The sequence below is a fragment of the Georgenia sp. G2120 genome, assembly GCF_055326485.1.
Genome location: NZ_JBUZNL010000007.1, coordinates 13,727 through 31,670, shown reverse-complemented (window position 1 = coordinate 31,670; position 17,944 = coordinate 13,727). Strand labels below are relative to the sequence as shown.

Here is a 17,944-nt window from a genome sequence, read left to right as displayed (position 1 = left end):
ATCGGTCGGGCGCCGCCCGACCATGACCCGAGAGGACCACCGATGGCCGGTGCAGATCAGCTCCCCCTGCCCGACGGCTCCGCGACGACCTTCATGGTGCAGGGCACCAACGTCTCCCGCATCCAGGGTCGGCTCCAGCAGACCCTGCTCTCCGACGGATCGGCCTCGCAGCGTCTGCGCAGCGCGTTTCCGGAGGGCCTGAGCTCGGACGCGATCGACACCGAGCTGTCGATCCTGTCCGGCCACGTGCAGACCGCGGCCGAGAACATGGGGGGTGCAGGCACGCACATCTGGGACGTGGGCGCTGCGTTCGAGACCTGCGAGTCGACGATCGAGGGGCTGCAGACGGAGTGGGACGAGGTCGACACCTGGTTCACCAACTCTCTCGATCAGATCAACACCGACCCGTACTACACGGACCCCGCGAACCAGCGGGACAAGGCGGAGGCGATCGAGTCGATCGACCTCCAGCGCGAGAGCCGCCGCGAGGACATGAAGGACCGGTACGACACGGCCCTCGACACCCTCGGCGAGTCCATGAGCACGGCCGCGTCGAAGCTGACGGAGCTGACCGACGGGTTCGTGCCCGCCGCCCAGCAGGGCAGCGCGACCGACATCGCCGCGGCGATGACGGCGGGGACGACGATCTCGGACGGCAGCCGGCGCGATCACGTGGCGGACGAACAGGCCGAGGACGCGGAGGAGCTCCTCGAGCAGGCCGAGAACGGCGACCAGGAGGCTGCGCAGGAGTTCGTCGACACCTACGGCGACCTCGTCGACGACCCCTACTTCGCCACCGCCCTCATGGAGCGGCTCGGGACGGACGGCCTCAACCAGGCCTCGATGCAGATCATGGAGTTCATCGACACAGGCGAGGGGTATCCCGAGCTCCAGCAGCAGTACCGGGATCTGTTCGGCGTGCTGGGTGGCGCCTACACCACGTCAGCGGGCGATCTGTCGGGGATGGACCCGTCGACCCGTGAGGACACCGAGACCTGGCGCGATCAGTGGCTGGAGGACCTGCAGACCAGCGGGCGGGAGGGGTACAACCCCGTGACCGGCGAGCCGTACGAGGAGGGGATGGACGGCACCGTGATGTACGGGTACGACATCCAGAGCCAGCTCCTCGCCGCCGGCCTTGCGGGTGACCCGAACGCGTCCGTCGCCCGCGACTACATGGAGACGGTCGGCGTGGACATGGTCGAGTGGGACCAGTGGCTCACGGAGACGTACCCGCACAGGTCGAACTACTCGCACATGGGTAACTCGATGTACGACTTCGGTGAGTCTCCGCTCGGCGATCTCCACCCGACCGACCCGCGTCGAGACCCGTTGCACAACCTGCTGCAGGCCGCGGGCAGGAGCGAGGAAGCGACCTACGGGCTGCTGCTCGAGGACATCCCGGCGGGCGACGGCCAGACGCAGTCGATCATGGAGTACTACCTGCACGGCCGGAGCGACGCGTCGAACGGCATGGTCATGGGCATGACGGACTTCGGCACCACCATGGGCGACGTCCTCGAGAGCTACTCGCTGGACACCACCGACGAGGAGTCGGTCGAGCTCGCCCAGCAGGCGATCGTGGGGTACAACGACGCGATCGCCGGCTCCGAGCCGCTCGACGGGAGTACCGCGCAGACGCGCGCAGGACTCAGCATGTCGGCTCTGCGGCCCGCGATGGGCACGGTGATGGCCACCTACATCGACGACCTGCACACCGCGTTCGACGGGCAGGCCACGGGCGACGGGGTGGGCCAGGGGGATGGCGGGACCTACGACATCACCTTCAGCAACGGCACCCTCAACAACCTCCATCACACGTTCGGCGACCTCGGCTACGACCGGCCCGACCAGATCGTCCGACCCGGCGACGACGGATCGGTCGTCGGGGATCCGGACAACCCGCCGGCGCTGCAGCGCATCCTCAACGCGAGCTACGCCCACACGAACAACGGCATGTACGAGGCGCTCAGCGACGGCAACATGGACGCCGCCCAGGACGCCTTCGGCAACGGCAGCTACTTCGACGCCTTCGTCATGGAGTCGCTCTCGAACGAGAACGGTGACAACGCAGGCGCGCTCGACCAGTACAACCAGTACATGCAGGACCTCGCGAACGAGGGGCTCGGTCTCGTCCCGTTCGACGACATTCCCGTCGTCGGTGGTGCGGTCGACAAGGGCATCGACTGGGCGAAGGACCCCGTGCTCGAGGCCATGTTCGACACCGGCAACGAGGACGCGTCGCGCGTGCAGTCCGCCGAGTGGCAGCAGGCACAGAACGAGATGGTCAACGACCGCTTCTACTCCGCGGTCGCCGCAGCCGGCACCTACGAGGGCTCGCCGTCGTTCACCGAGTGGGAGACCGCAAGTGAGCGCGACCTCGGACCCGACGAGCAGTTCTGGAACGAGGACGGCTCGGTCATCCCCTACGACCAGATGACGCCGGAGCAGCGCGACCAGTTCGTCGACTATCTCAACGACTCCGAGAACGGCGCCGGTGGACAGTACGGCTCGATGACCAACGATGCCGAGGGGCGCATGAACGACGCGCGCACCCGCGCCGCCAACGACAACCAGGCGGACGGCGGCTGAGCCGACCGACCCGCCGACCGTCGGGGCCGGGACCCTCTCGTGGGTCCCGGCCCCGACGTCGTACACTCGTCCCTCGAGCACGTGCTCCGGGGTCGGTGAAAATCCGAACCGGCGGTAACAGTCCGCGAACCCGAGGCCACGCAGGAAGCTGCGCGGCGAGGGCCGATCCGGTGGAACTCCGGGACCGACGGTCAAAGTCCGGATGAGAGGACGCACGCGGTGGGCCACCCGGTCCACCCTCTCGGGACGCCCGCGTCCCCTCGCCCCGGTCGCACGCAGGCCGGGAGGAGGAACGGGTGGCACAGCCCCTCGAGCACGTCGACGCCGCAGGCGTCGGCGGCCGGCCTCGACCGCCCGCGCGAGCAGGGGCCGTCAGCGCCGTCGCGCCCGTGGTGTTCGGCGTCGTCGTGCTTCTCGCCTGGGAGCTCGCCTGCCGCGCGGGGCTCGTCGACCCGTACTTCCTCCCCGCCCCGAGCGACGTCCTCTCCCGCGTGCTCGACGACCTGACCGGCCCCGCCCGCAGCTACCTCTGGCCGACGCTGTACGCCGCCGGCTGGGGCTCGCTCCTCGGCGCGGCGGTCGCCCTCCCGCTCGGCATCGCCATCGCCTCCTCCACGCTCGCGCGGCGCGTCCTCGAGCCCTATGTCGCAGCCTCCCAGGCGCTGCCCGCCGTGGCCGTCGCGCCGCTGCTCGCGCTGTGGCTCGGCTACGGGGTCCTGCCCGTCGTCGTGCTGTGCGCACTCATGGTGTTCTTCCCGATGCTGCTCGGCACCGTCTACGGGCTCACGCACATCGACACCGACGTCATCGAGGCCGCCCGGCTCGACGGCGCCGGCGGCCCCGTCCTCCTCGCGCGCATCCTCCTGCCGCTCGCGCTCCCGGCGATCCTCACGGGCGTGCGCAACGGCGTCACCCTCAGTCTCACCGGCGCCATCGTCGGCGAGATCGTCACCGGCGGCCGCGGTCTGGGGATGCTCCTGTCCTCGCGCGGCGCGTCCGCCGACACCGTCGGCCTGTTCTCGATCCTCACGATCCTCTGCGTCCTCGCCGCCGCGCTCTTCGCCGCGGTCGGCGCCCTCCAGCACCACCTCCGCCACCGGCAAGGAGCCTGACCATGACCACCACCCCGCGGCCCGCCCCCCGCCGCTCCGCACCGACCGAGAGCCGGCCCGACGCGTGGTTCGCGCGCCGCCGCTCAGTACCGGCCGGGGACCGTCGGTCCGGGCGCCGTGCACCTCACGCCGCCCTCCTCGCCGCCGCCCTGCTCGCGGCCTGCGGAGACTCCGGTGGCGGGGGAGAGGACGGCGCCGACGGCGACACCCTGACGATCGGCCTCACCTACGTGCCCGACGTCCAGTTCGCCCCGTTCTACGTCGCCGAGGAACGCGGGTACTTCGAGGACGAGGGTGTCGAGGTCGAGCTGCGGCACCACGGCGCGTCGGAGGGCCTGTTCACGGCCGCCGAGGCGGGGGAGGAGGACGTCGTCGTCGCGGGCGGCGACGAGATGCTTCAGGCCGTCGCCCAGGGAGCGGGCCTGACCACCGTCGCCACGATGTACCAGGAGTACCCGGTCGCGATCCTCGCGCCGCAGGACTCCGGGCTCGCGAGCCTCGAGGACCTGTCCGGCAGCAGCGTCGGCGTCCCCGGGGAGTTCGGCGAGACGTGGTTCGGCCTCCAGGCCGCGCTCGCGTCGATGCCCGACGGCGGGGAGTCCGTCGAGGTCGAGACCATCGGGTTCACCCAGGTCTCGGCTCTCACCGCGGGACACGTCGACGCCGTCGTCGGGTACGTCAACAACGACGCGGTCAGCCTCGAGCGCGCAGGCACGCCGGTGACCGAGATCCCGCTCGGCGACGACGTCCCGCTCGTCGGCGTCGGGCTCGTCGCCACGGACGCCGCGCTCTCCGAGCGCGAGGAGGAGGTCGCGGCCGTCGTCCGCGCGGTCCTGCGGGCGATGGACGACGTCGTCGCCGACCCGGAGGCGGCCGTCGACGTCAGCGCGACGCACGTCCCCGACCTCACCGAGCCCGAGGCGCGCGAGAGCGCCCTCGCGGTCGCGACCGCGACCGCCGAGCTGTACGGGGCGGAGGAGCAGCGTGGGGAGATCGACGTCGCGAGGTGGCGGTCGATGGCGGAGTTCATGTCCGGTGCCGGCCTGCTCGAGGGCGAGGTCGACGCCGAGGCCGCGGTGCGCGCGCTCCCGGACACTCCCGTCCTCGTCGCGGACCGCGCCGTAGGCTGACCGCGTGAAGACGTTCGACCAGCTGTTCGCGGAGCTGACCGCCAAGGCCGAGGAGCGCCCCGAGGGATCGGGGACCGTCGCCCAGCTCGACGCCGGGATCCATGCCATCGGCAAGAAGATCGTCGAGGAGGCCGCCGAGGTGTGGATGGCCGCCGAGCACGAGAGCGACGACGCGGCGGCCGAGGAGATCAGCCAGCTGCTCTACCACGTCCAGGTGATGATGATCGCGCGCGGTCTCACCCTCGACGACGTCTACCGCCACCTCTGAGCGCGACCCGCCCGCCCCTAGGAAGAGACCGCCACATGCTGCGTATCGCCGTGCCCAACAAGGGCGCGCTGTCCGAGCCCGCGTCCGACCTCCTGTCCGAGGCCGGATACCGCCGACGACGGGACACCCGCCAGCTCGTCGTCGCCGACCCGGACAACGACGTCGAACTGTTCTTCCTGCGCCCCCGGGACGTCGCCGTGTACGTCGGCGCCGGCACCGTGGACTGCGGGATCACCGGCCGCGACCTGCTCGTCGACTCGGGCGCCGACGCGGTCGAGCACCGCGCGCTCGGGTTCGCCCGGTCCACCTTCCGGTTCGCCGCCCCCGAGGACGGTCCCCGCCGGATCGAGGACCTCGGCGGCCTGCGGGTCGCCACGTCCTACGACACGGTGGTCCGCGGGTTCCTCGCCCAGCGCGGCGTCGACGCCAGCACCGTCCACCTCGACGGCGCGGTCGAGTCCGCCGTGCGCCTCGGGATCGCCGACGTCGTGGCGGACGTCGTCGAGACCGGCTCCACGCTCGCCGCCGCCGGCCTGTCGACCTTCGGCGAGCCCCTCCTCAAGTCCGAGGCCGTCCTCATCCGCCGGGCCACGAGCGAGGAGCCCGAGGGGCTCGAGGTCCTCGACCGGCGCGTGCAGGGCGTGCTCGTCGCGCGCCAGTTCGTGCTCGTCGACTACGACGTGCCCAAGGAGCACCTCGACGCGACGGTCGCCCTCGCGCCCGGCCAGGAGTCCCCGACGATCTCGCCGCTGCGCGACGACGGCTGGGTCGCCGTCCGCGTCATGGTCGAGCGGGCATCGGTCAACCGCGTGATGGACGAGCTGTACGCCGCCGGTGCGCGCGCGATCCTCGTCACCTCGATCCTCGCGAGCCGCCTGTGACCGTCGGCGGGGATGCCGGGGGCCGCGGAGGTTTCGGCGACTCCGGAGGTTCCGGGGATTCTGGGGCAACGTCCGACGACGGTAGGTCGCCGTCGGGCGAGCAGGTCCGGGCCCGGCTGCACGCGCCGATCAGGCCTCGGCTCGTGCGGCTCGTCGCGCGCGTGCTGCAGGTGGCGGTCGTGGTCGGCGCCGCGGCGATCATCGTGTTCACGGGCCGCATCCCCGGTGTCGACCACTGGGGCCTGACCGACCAGCTGCTGACCGCGCTGCTCGCGCTCGTCATCGTCGCGATCCTCGAGCGTCAGGCACGGGTCGCCGCCCTGCCCGACGAGGACGGCCTCACCGTGCGGAACTTCCTCGCCGGTCGGCGGGTGGAGTGGGCCGAGATCCTCGGGGTGGAGTACGGCGAGCACCGCCCGTGGGCGAACCTCGACCTCACCGACTCGACGACCCTGGCAGTCATGGCCGTCCAGCGCAGCGACGGCTCCCGGGCGGCTGCCGATGCCCAGCGCCTGTCGACCCTCATCGAGCTCCACGCCCGCGAGGCCGGCCCCCGCGGCTGACCCGCCCGCCGTGATTCATCGAGATTGCGGTTCGTCGTCGTCGAGATTGCGGTTCGTCGAGATTGCGGTTCGTCGAGACTGCGGTTCGTCGTCGTCGAGATTGCGGTTCGTCGAGCCCCAACCGCACTCTCGACGGAAAGTGGGACGGTCAGTCGGGCAGCAGGTTCGCCGCATGGACCCCCGCCGCGGCGGCGGCAAGGAACGGCACGGGGTCGGCGTCGAGGTCGCGCCCCATCGTCGAGAGCCGGAGGCCGGCCGCCTGCTCGATCTCCCGCAGCGCCGCGAGCAGATCAGGTCCGCCATCCTGATCACCCCGACGACCCGCGCGCACGTCGACGTCGACCCGCCGGTGCCGCCCCGCCAGCGCGTGCACGAGGCGTTCCTCGACCACGTCGTCGCAGTCGCCGTCGGGCCACTCGAGACCGGTCGGCACCACGACGTCGCTCGGCGCGAGCGCCACCCGACCGAGCGCGGTCACCGAGTGGTGGGACAGGCCCCGGTGCCGCTCGCGCGGATCCGTCCCGGACATCCGCAGGACTCCGATCCCGCGTCCCCCGAGGGTCGCCGCCGCGTTGAGCGCCTCGCCGGCCGCGACTCCCGAGAAACCCCACCGCGTCCCGGTCCCGAGGTTGCCCGGCCCCTGGGCGACGACCACGACGTCCGCCTCGAGCACGATCCGCGCACCGAGGAGCCCCGTGTGGACGGTGACGGCCTCGACGTCGCCGCCGAATGCCTGGCCCACGGTCACGGTGCCGGCGATCCGCCCGGACTCCGCGAGCCCGGCGGTGGTGCGGGAGAACCAGGCCGGCAGGGCGCCACCGTCGGTCATGAGCGAGACCACCCGTGCGCCCGGCCGTCGCGCGTGCACCCCGGCCACCACCGCGGGCAGCGCGGAGTGCAGGTCGGCGACGACGACCGGCAACCCGCCGAGGTCGTCGGCCTCGCGCAGGTCCTCGTGGTGCGGCGACTCCTGCTCGTCGATGCCGAGGACCATGACCTGGCCGGGCGTGTACCTGGCCTTGACGAGGTGTCCGGGCCCGGGCGGTGGATCCGCCGGCAGTCGGTCCGGCAGCGCGACGACCAGCGCGTAGCCACCGGTGCCCAGCCCCTTCTCGAGCGCCGTGACGTTGAGCAGGACCCGGTCGCCGTGCTCGGGCCGGCCGACCATGGCCGGATGGGCGAGGGCCCGCAGCTCGCGCCCGTCGACCTCGACGTCGAGCTCGACCGATCCGGCCCACTCCCGCCGCGTGCCCAGCACCGTCCCGGCGCGCCACAGAATCACGCCGTCACGCTACCGCCACCGGTAGCGTGCAGGGGTGAACGCGCAGACGACGAAGGTGACGAAGGAGGAGCGGCTCCTCAACCTCCTCGCCGCGCTGAGGTCCACCTCGCGCGGCCTGTCGAAGTCGGACGTCCGCCGCCTCGTCCACGGGTACGCCGGCCAGAAGGACGACGCGTTCGAGCGCATGTTCGAGCGCGACAAGGACTCGCTGCGGTCGATCGGGGCCCCGCTGCTCACGCTCGTCTCCCCGGTGCACCAGTCGGACATCGTCTACCGGGTCGACGGCGACGACACGGGCGTCACCGAGCTGAGCCTGACCGCCCAGGAGGCCGCCGTGCTCGCGACGGCGGCCGGCGTGTGGCGCGACGCCGCCACGAGCGCCTCGGCCCGCAGGGGGCTGACCAAGCTGCGCGGCCGGACCGTCGAGCCGGGCACGGCAGCCGGCCCGCACGACGACGAGGACGGGGACGCCGACGTCGGGGCCTCCGGCAGGACCTCGTCCGGCCCCTCCACGGAGGACGACACCACGACGGAAGCGGCAGCCCTGCGCACCGCTCCCGGGGTCGGCCTCGCCGACGCGGGGCCCGCATTCACCGTCATCCTCGAGGCGCTCGAGCACGGCCGTGCGGTCCGATTCGACTACCGCGCCGCCTCCACGGGCGAGCTGAGCAACCGCCTGGTCGACCCGTGGCGCCTGGCGACCCGCGGTCGGTCCTGGTACCTCGTGGGGCACGACCACGACCGCGGCGCCGTCCGCGTCTTCCACCTCTCCCGGGTGCGCGGGAAGGTGCGCGCGGTCGAGACCGAGGATCGCGTCCAGCCGCCGGCCGACCTCGACCTGTCCGCCGTCCTCATGGCCTCGAGCGGGCGTGGCGGGCAGGCGCGCGTCGCGCTCGCCCCGGGGCGGGGCGGCGCCCTGCGCACGCAGGCCGGCTGGGCGCCGGACGACAACCGTCGGAGCACGACGCCGGACGACAATCACCAGGGCCCGACGTCGGACACCCGAGAGGCGCACCAGCGTGTCCCGGACGACTGGGACACGGTGGAGCTGACCACGGCGGACCTCGATGACCTCGCGGGGGAGATCGCCGCGCTCGGGGACGGCGCGCTGGCCCTCGGCCCGGACGATCTCGTCGCCTCCGTGCGTCGTCGGCTCTCCCGCGCTGCCGAGGTCGCCGAGTCCCGCGCCCTCGACACACCGGGCACGACGGCCGCACCCGCCGCCAAGATCCAGCGCGACGGTGCCGAGGTCCGGCTCGCCCGCCTCCTGGCCATCGTGCTGCGGCTCCACGAGCACGGCGACCAGACCGTCGCCGGGCTCGCGGAGCTCTTCGGGGTCGGCGAGAAGCAGATCATCAAGGACATCGAGCTGCTCTGGGTGACGGGGCTTCCCGGCTACCAGCACGACGACCTCATCGACTTCTCCGTCGACGCGTTCGAGTCGGGTGTCGTCTCGCTGGCCAACGACCAGGGGCTCGCGCGCCCCATGCGACTGACGACGGACGAGGCGGTGCTCCTGCTCGTCGCGCTCGGACCGATGCGCGCGGTGGCGGAGAGCGGCGACCTGTCCACCGCGCTCATCGACCAGCTGGTCGCCAAGCTCGAGGAGGCGGCGGGGGAGGCGTCGAGCGTCGCCCGCTCGATCGACGTGCCGGTGCCCGACGCCGACGAGGTCGCCGCGCTGTCGACCGTCCGGTCGGCGCTCGAGCAGGGTCGGCGCCTGCACCTCGAGTACGTGTCGGCCGGTGACGTGCGCACCGAGCGCGACGTCGACGTCCGGTCGATCGTCAACGACGCCGGCGACTGGCGCGTCTCCGCCTGGTGCCTGAGGGCGGGGGCGCCGCGGACCTTCCGGGTCGACCGCATCGTGTCGGCCACGGTGCTGCCGGTGCCGGTCGAGGAGCACCCATGGCCCGCACGGACCGATCAGGTCGGGGACAGCGGGGACGAGGTCGTCGTCGAGCTCGCGTCGATCGCGCGCCCGTTCGCGGAGACGGTGCCGTCGATCAGCACGAAGGACCTCGACGACGGCGGGGTCCGGGTCCGCCTGCGGGTCGCCGACGAGGCGTGGTTCGTCGGCGCGATGCTCGATCTCGGCGACGACGTCACCGCGATCGGTCCCGCCGCGTGGGCGCAGCGGGTGCGCGCCGCCGCACGGGCCGCGCTCGACCGCTACGACGACGGGGACCCCGTCACCTCGGCGTGAACGCCCGGCCGCCCGCCGCGGCCGTCGAGGAGCGCAGCCGGGTCGTCGGTGATGAGGACGGTCGCGCCGAGAGCGGTCGCCCGTTCGGCGTCCTCGTCGGAGTTGACCGTCCACGCCCAGATCCCCAGACCGGCCGCGCGGGCGCGCCCCGCGAGATCGGCGCCGAGCCAGGTGTGCCGCGGCGCGACGGCGACGGCCCCGAGCTCGACCGCCGCGGCCACCGGGTCGGGCGCGGACCACCGCTCGCCGGGCGGGCCGAGGGAGGGGGAGCCGGGGCGCGTCGAGTCCGCGTCGGCGAGGACGGCCCGCGGCACGTGCGGCAGCAGGTCGGCGGCGGCGGCGACCACGGCGCGGTCGAACGACTCGAGCACGCACGGCGGCCCGTCGTCGTCGAGGACCTCTCCCACCGTGGCCACGACCTCGTACGGCGCGGCGCATGCCACCGAGCCGTCCGGGGCCGACTTGATCTCGACGAGCACCCACGGATCATCGGTCCCTGACCGCCGCTCCGGGGGCCGAGCGGCATCCGGGACCGCCACCTGGCCGGCCGCGCGACCCGCCTCCCGGATCGCCTCGAGCGACTCGCGCAGGGTGGGGACGCCGAGTCGCGCGAGCTCCGCAGCCGTGAGGTCCCGCGTCGCGCACGGGCCGCGGCCGGGGACGTCGAGCACGAGGTCGTGCCGGACCACGGGCACGCCGTCCGCGGACAGGTGGGTGTCCAGCTCGACGCCGTGCGCGCCGTCGAGCACCGCACGCGCGAACGCGGCCGGCGTGTTCTCCGGGAGCACGGCGGACGCGCCCCGATGCCCGAGCACCTCGACCCGCTCCCGCCTCACGGGACCTTGGTCGGCGCGGGTGCCGTCCCCGGCGTCTATCCTGGGCATGTTCCATCCTCCCGACGAAGGTGACCTCATGTTCCGCAACGGCCTTCAGCCGATGCACATCCTCGTGCTCGTGGTGGTGATCCTGCTCGTCTTCGGCGCCTCCCGCCTGCCCGACATCGCCGCATCGATCGGCAAGTCGCTCAAGGTCTTCAAGAAGGAGGTCCGCGAGCTGCGCGAGGACGACGACACGCCGAACGGGTCCGGCCAGAACGGGTCCGGCCAGAACGGTGGGGGACAGAGCAGGACCGGCCAGGACGGTGGTGGACAGAGCACCAGCAACCAGTTCGACGCCGGGCAGTCGCCGCCGACCTCCGTCGGATAGCCGGTGGCGCGCCGCAGGCGCGACCCCGAGGGACGGATGCCGCTGCGCGAGCACCTCGGTGAGCTCCGCCGCCGACTTCTGCTCGCCCTGGCCGGGATCGCCGTCGGCACCGCGGTCGGCTGGTTCCTCTACGACCCGGTTCTCGAGTCCGTCACGGCCCCGCTCAACGTCGCCCGGGCCGAGGGCGCCCTCGCCGGACTCAACTTCACGACGCTCGGGTCCGCGTTCGACCTCCGGGTCCAGGTCTCCGTCGTCATCGGCCTCTTCCTCACCTCACCATGGTGGGTCGGGCAGCTCTGGCTCTTCCTCGCGCCCGCGATGCACCGGGGGGAGAAGGTGCGTGCCGCCGCGTTCGCGCTCGCCGGCGCCGCCCTGTTCCTCGCCGGCGGCGCGTTCGCCTGGTTCCTCGTGCCCCACGTGGTCGAGATCCTTACGTCGTTCGTCCCCGAGGACGGCACGAGCCTGGTGGACGCCCGCTCGTACCTCGTGTTCGTCCTGCGCGTCCTCGTCGTGTTCGGCGTGGCCTTCCTCGTCCCGGTCGTCATGGTCGGGCTCGGTGCCGCGCGCCTCGTCAGCGCGCGCACGTTCCTGCGCGGATGGCGCTGGGCGATCATCGGCGCGTTCGTGTTCGCAGCCTTCGCCAACCCGCTGCCCGACGCCTGGTCGATGATCGGCATGGCGCTGCCCATCCTCGTGCTGTACTTCGGTGCGATCGGCATCTGCGCGCTCCTCGAGCGGGCACGTGCGCGCCGGGAGAGGACGTCGGCGGGCCCGGACGCCGCTGTGGCCACTCCATCGACGAAGGACCCTGCATGACCGTGCGCGTCGGACTCGTCATCAATCCGTCCGCGGGCGCCGGCAACGGCGCCCGCGTCGCTGCGGAGGTCCGTGCCGTCCTCTCCGACGTCGCGGAGACCGAGGACCTCACCTCCCACGACGCACTGCACGCGCTGGCCCGCGCCCACGCGGCGGCACGTGACGGGTCGATCGACACGCTCGTCGTGGTCGGCGGCGACGGCATGGCCCACCTCGGCCTCAATGCGGTGGCCGGGACGGACGTGCCCCTCGGCCTGGTCTCGGTCGGCTCGGGCAACGACGTCGCCCGCGCGCTCGGCCTCCCGGTCGGGAAGCACGTCGACTCGCTGCGCATCATCCACGCCGCCCTCGATCCGCACGAGCCCTCCGCCGAGCCGCGCGCGCTCGACGCGATCCGGGTGAGCCGCCCGGGCCCGCCGCGCGGGCGGCACAGCGCTGTCGCCGACCTCGGGCTCGTCCCCGGGGGCGAGGACGTGCGGTGGTGCGCGTCCTCGCTCGTCGTGGGGTTCGCGGCCCAGATCAACCTCACCGCGAACCGGTACCGGTGGCCCCGCGGCGGCGCGAAGTACGTGCGAGCCACGGCCGCGGAGGCTGTCAGGTTCAGTCCGTACGGCGTGCGCGTCGACGTCGACGGCGAGACCCGCGAGGGGCCCGCCACGCTCGTCTCCGTCTCCGGGACGCCGCTCATCGGCGGCGGCCTCGCCGTGGCGCCCGACGCGGACCCGACGGACGGCCTGCTCGACGTCGTCCACATCGACACCGTGAGCCGCCCGACGATCGCCACCCTCTTCCCACGGTTCGCCGACGGGTCCCACGTCGACCTCCGGCAGGTGCACGTGACGAGAGCGCGGCGGGTCGAGATCCACGACGCCCCGGAGCACGGCCGTCCGCTCCCGGTCGCGATGGCCGACGGCGAGGTGGTCGGCCGGGTCCCGCTGGTCGCCGAGGTCGTGCCCGGCGCGTGGCGCGTCTGCGCCCCCGTGACCCCGGCGACATAGCCTGGGAGCATGACGACCCCCGCCGAGCGGTACGCCGCGTCCCGCCGGCGCCCGGCCGGCACCGACCCCGAGCTCGAGCTCGACGAGTTCCGCGCGGGACTGTCCTTCTCGCTCGACCCGTTCCAGGTCGAGGGGTGCCGTGCCGTCGCGTCCGACCGCAGCGTGCTCGTCGCGGCGCCGACCGGTGCCGGCAAGACGGTGGTGGGGGAGTTCGCCGTCCACCTCGCGCTGCAGCGCGGGCAGAAGGCCTTCTACACCACGCCGATCAAGGCCCTGAGCAACCAGAAGTTCACCGAGCTCCGCGAGCGCTACGGGGCCGGCCGGGTCGGCCTGCTGACGGGCGACACCTCGATCGACGGCGACGCCGACGTCGTCGTCATGACCACCGAGGTCCTGCGGAACATGCTGTACTCCGGGTCGCCGGCACTGAGGAATCTCGGCTTCGTCGTCATGGACGAGGTCCACTACCTCGCCGACCGGTTCCGCGGACCGGTGTGGGAGGAGGTCATCCTCCACCTCGACGAGCGGGTGCGCATCGTGTCGCTCTCGGCGACCGTGTCCAACGCGGAGGAGTTCGGCCACTGGCTCACCGAGGTCCGCGGCGACACCGCCGTCGTCGTCTCCGAGCGGCGGCCGGTCCCGCTGTGGCAGCACCTCATGGTGGGCCGGCGCATCCACGACCTCTACTCCCACGACGTCGATCCCACCGACGTCGGTGCGGACCCGCCGCTGAGCCCGGAGCTGCTCGAGGCGATCCGGCGTGTCTCACGCTCGACCCGCGGTCACCACGGCCGCCCGCAGCCTCGCAGCCGGCCCCGGGGCAGGAAGCGGGGGAACGAGGGTCGGCGCGACGACGCCCGGGCGGTCCGTCGGCCCGCGCGCGCCGACGTGGTGCAGGCGCTCGAGGCGCAGGCGCTGCTGCCGGCGATCGTCTTCATCTTCTCCCGCGCGGGCTGCGAGGACGCCGTGCGCCAGACGGTGGGCTCGGGGGTCCGACTGACGACGGCGCAGGAGGCCGCCGAGATCCGCCGGCACCACGAGGCCGCCACCGCCGCCCTGCCGCCCGCCGACCTCGGCGTGCTGGGCTACGACCGCTGGGCGCACGCGCTCGAGCAGGGGGTGGCCGCCCACCACGCGGGCATGCTCCCGGTCTTCAAGGAGGTCGTCGAGGATCTGTTCGCCGCGGGACTCGTCAAGGTCGTCTACGCCACGGAGACCCTGGCGCTCGGCATCAACATGCCCGCGCGCTCCGTGGTGGTCGAGCGGCTCGACAAGTGGGACGGCTCCGCCCACACGGCGCTCACGCCGGGGGAGTACACCCAGCTGACCGGGCGGGCCGGGCGGAGGGGGATCGACGTCGAGGGTCACGCCGTCGTGCTCTACGCCGACGGCGTGGACCCCGCCCACGTGGCCGGCCTGGCGTCGCGCCGGACCTACCCGCTGCGGTCGGCCTTCCGGCCCACGTACAACATGGCGGTCAACCTGCTCCAACGGCTCGACCTCACGAGTGCCCGGCACGTCCTCGAGCAGTCGTTCGCGCAGTTCCAGGCCGACCGCTCGGCGGTCGGCCTCGCCAAGCAGGTGCGCCGGCACGAACGCTCAGTGGCCGAGCTCGCCGAGCAGATGACCTGCCACCTCGGTGACTTCGCCGGCTACCAAGAGCTGCGGGAGCGGCTCGCCGGTGTCGAGGGGCAGGAGTCGAAGGCGCGGTCCGCGGCCCGCAGGCGCGAGACGGAGGCCTCGTTCCTCGCGGTGCGGCGCGGGGACGTCGTCGCCTTCGGCCGGGGGCGTCGCACCGAGCATGCGGTGGTCCTCGAGGCCGCGGAGTCCGCGATGGACCGGGCCGGCATCCAGGTCCTCGGCGACGACCGACGGGTCCGACGGCTCACCGCCACCGAGGTCCCGCACGGGCTCGAGGTGGTCTCGAAGGTGCAGATCCCCCGGCGGTTCAACCCGCGCAACGCGACCGAGCGACGCGACCTCGGCTCCTCGCTGCGCAACGCGCTCGCCCAGGGCACCCGGCCGCGTGCCGACGCCCCGCGACCGGTGGACGACGAGGACGCGGCCGCCGGGGCGGGCCACGGCGCGGGACGTGGTGCGCACGGTGACGCAGGTCGTGGCACGGGCAGCGGCGAGCAGGGCGCCCGCGCCGGGGGGCCGCGCGCCGAGGCCGAGGCGCTGCGAGCCGCCCTGCGCGACCACCCCTGCCACGGGTGCTCGGACCGGGAGACCCACGCCCGGGTCGCGCGGCGCTGGTCCCGGGCGAAGTCCGAGCTCGCGGAGCTCACCGGGCGGATCGAGCAGCGCACCGGTTCGGTCGCGCAGGACCTCGTGCGCGTGTGCGACGTCCTCGGCGAGCTCGGGTACCTCGACGGCGGATCGGTCACCGAGGACGGCCGCTGGCTCGCCCGCATCTACGCCGAGCGGGACCTGCTGCTCGCCGAGTGCCTCCGGTCGGGGGACTGGGACGGACTCGCCCCCGCCGAGCTGGCCGCCGTCGCCTCGATGGTCGTCTCGTCCAACCGCACCGCCGATCTCGCCGCCGCGGGCGCCGGCCGACCGTCCGGCGCGCTCGGCGAGGCCGTGCGCCGCACTCACCGGCACGCGGCCCGGCTCGCGGACCTCGAGCGTGGACACCGCCTGCCGCCGACCGAGCCGGTCGACGACGCGCTCGTGCGCGCCGTCCTCGAGTGGGCCCAGGGCGGGTACCTCGTCGACGTCCTCGACATCGCCGGGATCGGTGCCGGCGACCTCGTGCGTCAGTGCAAGCAGCTCCTCGACGTCCTCGACCAGGTGGCCTCGGCCGCGCCGTCGCCGGAGCTCGCCCACGCCGCGTGGGAGGCCGTCGGCCTCGTGCGACGCGGCGTCGTCGCGTGGTCGAGCGTCTGACGGCGCCTCTCGGCACGAGTTGTCCACAGCCCGTGGAGGACACGCCGAGGCACGACACGCCGGGGACTCCATGACGCCTCAACCTGCCGTCAGGCCGTTGACCTGCGACGACGCAAAAGGCGTGTGACAAGGATCGTCCACGTGGTACCTCGGGTACGGGCTATGTTCTCTCAACGCCTTCCGGCGGACCGGCCCGGGCCGGACGCCGTAGGTCCCACGGCCCGCGCGCCCAGTAGAAAACGATGCCGACCCCGATCGGCACGGTCCGAAGGGTGCGCGGGCCTCCCCCCGAGGAGGCGCCCGCTCGCCGTGGGCGGCCCGTCGGGCGATGCACGGCCCGCCGGATCTGGTGGCGGCCCACCGGCGGGGACCCGTTCCCCCGGCACGGATCGGCGCCCCGCCCGGCCCCGTCCGTAGACTTCCTCGGTGCCCGCCACGCTTCCCCGCCCCCTCGCGCTCGCCCTGGCCGCCGTCGCGGGCCTCGCCGCCGACCTGGCATTCGCCCCGCGCACCTGGTGGTGGATGGCGATCCTCGCCGTCGGGGCGCTGCACCTCGCCCTGCGCGGCCACCGCCCGGGCTTCGCCTACCTCGCCGCGAGCGCGTTCGGCATCGTCTTCATGCTGCGCCACCTCTCGTGGGCGGTCGAGGCCGTCGGAGGAGGGGAGTGGCTGCCCTGGGTGGCCCTGTCGGTCCTCGAGGGCCTCATCCTCGGTCTCTACGGACCGCTGCGCGCCTGGGCGATCCGCGCCCTCGGCGCGCAGAAGCGGCCACTGATCGCCGCGCTGCTCGCGTCCCTGGCATGGGTCGGCGTCGAGGTCGTGCGGTCCAACGTGCCCTTCGGGGGCCTGCCGTGGGGCGTGCTCGCGCACAGCCAGGTCGACGGCCCCCTCGTCGCGTTCGCCCGGTTCGGCGGTGAGCCGCTCGTCTCGGCGCTCGTCGTCGTCGTCGCCGTCCTGCTCGCCGAGGGGATCTCCGCGACCACCCGGCTCCGCCCGTTCCGCGGCGCCCGTCTCGTGGCCACGGCTGTGGTCGCCCTCCTCGTCGGCCTCCTCCTCCCGCTGCCGACCGGCCCACAGTCCGGCACCCTGAGCGTCGGTGCCGTCCAGGTGCACGTACCCAACGGCGGTCTGACGAACAGCGACGAGGCACGCCAGGTGACGGCCGACCACGCCGACCTCACCGAGGAGCTCGTGGCCGAGCACCCGCGTCTCGACCTCGTCCTGTGGGCGGAGTCCTCCGCCGACGTCGACCCCCGCACCGATCCCGACGTCGCCGCCTCCGTCGACCGGGCCGCCGACGCCGCGGGCGTGCCGGTGATCCTCGGGACGCAGGAGTACATCGAGTCCGACGACGGGTCGCGCAACCGCTACAACCAGGTGATCGTCTGGGAGCCGGGCGAGGGCCCCGTGGGCGAGGCGTACAGCAAGCAGCACCCGGTGCCGTTCGGCGAGTACATGCCCTACCGGAGCTTCTTCCGGTTCTTCTCCCCGGCGGTGGACCGGGTGACGACCGACATGCTGCCCGGCGACCGTCCCGGGCTCGTCGAGGTCGACGTCGAGCGCCTCGGGCGGACGGTCCCGATCGCGACCGCCATCTGCTTCGAGGTGGGCTACGAGGCGATCCTCGCCGAGGGTGTCGACCTCGGCGGGGAGCTCATCCTCGTGCCGACGAACAACGCCACCCACGGCGACACCGCCGTCAGCGCCCACCAGCTGGCGATGACCAGGTTCCGCGCGGTCGAGTTCGGCCGCGCCGCCGTCCAGGTGGGACGCACCGGGGTGTCCGGCGTCGTCGCCCCCGACGGGGAGCTGCTGGTGCGGACGGACCTGTTCGACGTGACGACGTACACGGGGGAGGAACTGCCGCTGCGCACGGAGATCACCCCGGCGGTCCGTGTGGCGCGTCCCGCAGGGCTGATCGCCGTGCTGGCCACCGCCGGCCTGGGGGTAGCCGGTATCGTCAGGGGCCGCCTCACGGCCCCCGCGCGATCCCGGTGAGCC

14 protein-coding genes and 1 riboswitch are annotated in these 17,944 nt (G+C 73.4%); of the genes, 12 read left to right on the top strand and 2 right to left on the bottom strand.

Annotated features, from left to right (window positions below; all coding sequences use genetic code 11):
- The first annotated feature begins 42 nt into the window (after positions 1-42).
- From ACZLMO_RS09355 to ACZLMO_RS09330, 6 genes are all read left to right on the top strand, one after another.
- The gene (locus ACZLMO_RS09355; RefSeq protein WP_463653570.1) at positions 43-2,592 is read left to right on the top strand and encodes a hypothetical protein; all 2,550 of its coding nucleotides are present in this window, start codon (positions 43-45) and stop codon (positions 2,590-2,592) included.
- Positions 2,593-2,670: 78 nt separating this feature from the next.
- Positions 2,671-2,811: riboswitch (FMN riboswitch) on the top strand.
- A 77-nt stretch (positions 2,812-2,888) separates the two neighbouring features.
- Positions 2,889-3,704 carry an ABC transporter permease gene (locus ACZLMO_RS09350; RefSeq protein WP_425713474.1) on the top strand — a complete coding sequence of 272 codons (816 nt, stop codon included), beginning with the start codon at positions 2,889-2,891 and terminating at the stop codon, positions 3,702-3,704.
- A 2-nt stretch (positions 3,705-3,706) separates the two neighbouring features.
- Complete coding sequence (locus ACZLMO_RS09345; RefSeq protein WP_425713473.1) at positions 3,707-4,834, top strand: ABC transporter substrate-binding protein; 1,128 nt, start codon at positions 3,707-3,709, stop codon at positions 4,832-4,834.
- A gap of 4 nt (positions 4,835-4,838) precedes the next feature.
- Complete coding sequence (locus ACZLMO_RS09340) at positions 4,839-5,102, top strand: phosphoribosyl-ATP diphosphatase (protein ID WP_425713472.1); 264 nt, start codon at positions 4,839-4,841, stop codon at positions 5,100-5,102.
- A gap of 35 nt (positions 5,103-5,137) precedes the next feature.
- Positions 5,138-5,983, top strand: coding sequence for an ATP phosphoribosyltransferase (gene hisG, locus ACZLMO_RS09335; protein ID WP_425713471.1), 846 nt, complete (start codon positions 5,138-5,140; stop codon positions 5,981-5,983).
- Between the two features lie 143 nt (positions 5,984-6,126).
- Positions 6,127-6,546, top strand: coding sequence for a PH domain-containing protein (locus ACZLMO_RS09330; RefSeq protein ID WP_425713470.1), 420 nt, complete (start codon positions 6,127-6,129; stop codon positions 6,544-6,546).
- A gap of 148 nt (positions 6,547-6,694) precedes the next feature.
- Here ACZLMO_RS09330 and ACZLMO_RS09325 read toward each other — a convergent pair whose 3' ends face one another.
- On the bottom strand, positions 6,695-7,828 hold the full coding sequence (locus ACZLMO_RS09325) for a DUF3866 family protein (protein ID WP_425713469.1): 1,134 nt from the start codon (positions 7,826-7,828) through the stop codon (positions 6,695-6,697).
- A 34-nt stretch (positions 7,829-7,862) separates the two neighbouring features.
- On the opposite strand from ACZLMO_RS09325, the gene ACZLMO_RS09320 reads away from it, so the two are divergent.
- Positions 7,863-10,034, top strand: a complete 2,172-nt coding sequence (locus ACZLMO_RS09320; RefSeq protein WP_463653569.1) for a helix-turn-helix transcriptional regulator — start codon at positions 7,863-7,865, stop codon at positions 10,032-10,034.
- On the opposite strand, the gene ACZLMO_RS09315 is transcribed toward ACZLMO_RS09320, so the two are convergent.
- Positions 10,001-10,918, bottom strand: a complete 918-nt coding sequence (locus tag ACZLMO_RS09315) for a glycerophosphodiester phosphodiesterase (RefSeq protein WP_463653568.1) — start codon at positions 10,916-10,918, stop codon at positions 10,001-10,003. The two genes, ACZLMO_RS09320 and ACZLMO_RS09315, sit on opposite strands and share 34 nt — an antisense overlap.
- A gap of 28 nt (positions 10,919-10,946) precedes the next feature.
- On the opposite strand from ACZLMO_RS09315, the gene tatA reads away from it, so the two are divergent.
- The 5 genes from tatA (at position 10,947) to lnt (ending at position 17,941) form a co-directional block, all read left to right on the top strand.
- Complete coding sequence (gene tatA / locus ACZLMO_RS09310; RefSeq protein WP_463653567.1) at positions 10,947-11,240, top strand: Sec-independent protein translocase subunit TatA; 294 nt, start codon at positions 10,947-10,949, stop codon at positions 11,238-11,240.
- 3 nt (positions 11,241-11,243) lie between these two features.
- Positions 11,244-12,056 (top strand): twin-arginine translocase subunit TatC, encoded by an 813-nt coding sequence (gene tatC, locus ACZLMO_RS09305; protein WP_425713465.1) that lies wholly within the window; start codon positions 11,244-11,246, stop codon positions 12,054-12,056.
- Entirely contained in the window at positions 12,053-13,054 is a 1,002-nt protein-coding gene (locus ACZLMO_RS09300) for a diacylglycerol/lipid kinase family protein (protein WP_463653566.1), read from the top strand. The genes tatC and ACZLMO_RS09300 overlap by 4 nt, the downstream gene beginning before the upstream one ends.
- Before the next feature lie 9 nt (positions 13,055-13,063).
- The gene (locus ACZLMO_RS09295) at positions 13,064-15,943 is read left to right on the top strand and encodes a DEAD/DEAH box helicase (RefSeq protein ID WP_463653565.1); all 2,880 of its coding nucleotides are present in this window, start codon (positions 13,064-13,066) and stop codon (positions 15,941-15,943) included.
- Positions 15,944-16,369: 426 nt separating this feature from the next.
- Positions 16,370-17,941 carry an apolipoprotein N-acyltransferase gene (lnt, locus tag ACZLMO_RS09290; protein WP_463653564.1) on the top strand — a complete coding sequence of 524 codons (1,572 nt, stop codon included), beginning with the start codon at positions 16,370-16,372 and terminating at the stop codon, positions 17,939-17,941.
- Positions 17,942-17,944: the final 3 nt, after the last annotated feature.

Coding starts and splice junctions, on each gene's coding strand:
- hisG (WP_425713471.1), top strand. CDS start 5,138: ATGCTGCGTATCGCCGTGCCCAACAAGGGCGCGCTGTCCGAGCCCGCG.
- ACZLMO_RS09315 (WP_463653568.1), bottom strand. CDS start 10,918: ATGCCCAGGATAGACGCCGGGGACGGCACCCGCGCCGACCAAGGTCCC.
- ACZLMO_RS09300 (WP_463653566.1), top strand. CDS start 12,053: ATGACCGTGCGCGTCGGACTCGTCATCAATCCGTCCGCGGGCGCCGGC.
- ACZLMO_RS09355 (WP_463653570.1), top strand. CDS start 43: ATGGCCGGTGCAGATCAGCTCCCCCTGCCCGACGGCTCCGCGACGACC.
- ACZLMO_RS09345 (WP_425713473.1), top strand. CDS start 3,707: ATGACCACCACCCCGCGGCCCGCCCCCCGCCGCTCCGCACCGACCGAG.
- tatA (WP_463653567.1), top strand. CDS start 10,947: ATGTTCCGCAACGGCCTTCAGCCGATGCACATCCTCGTGCTCGTGGTG.
- ACZLMO_RS09295 (WP_463653565.1), top strand. CDS start 13,064: ATGACGACCCCCGCCGAGCGGTACGCCGCGTCCCGCCGGCGCCCGGCC.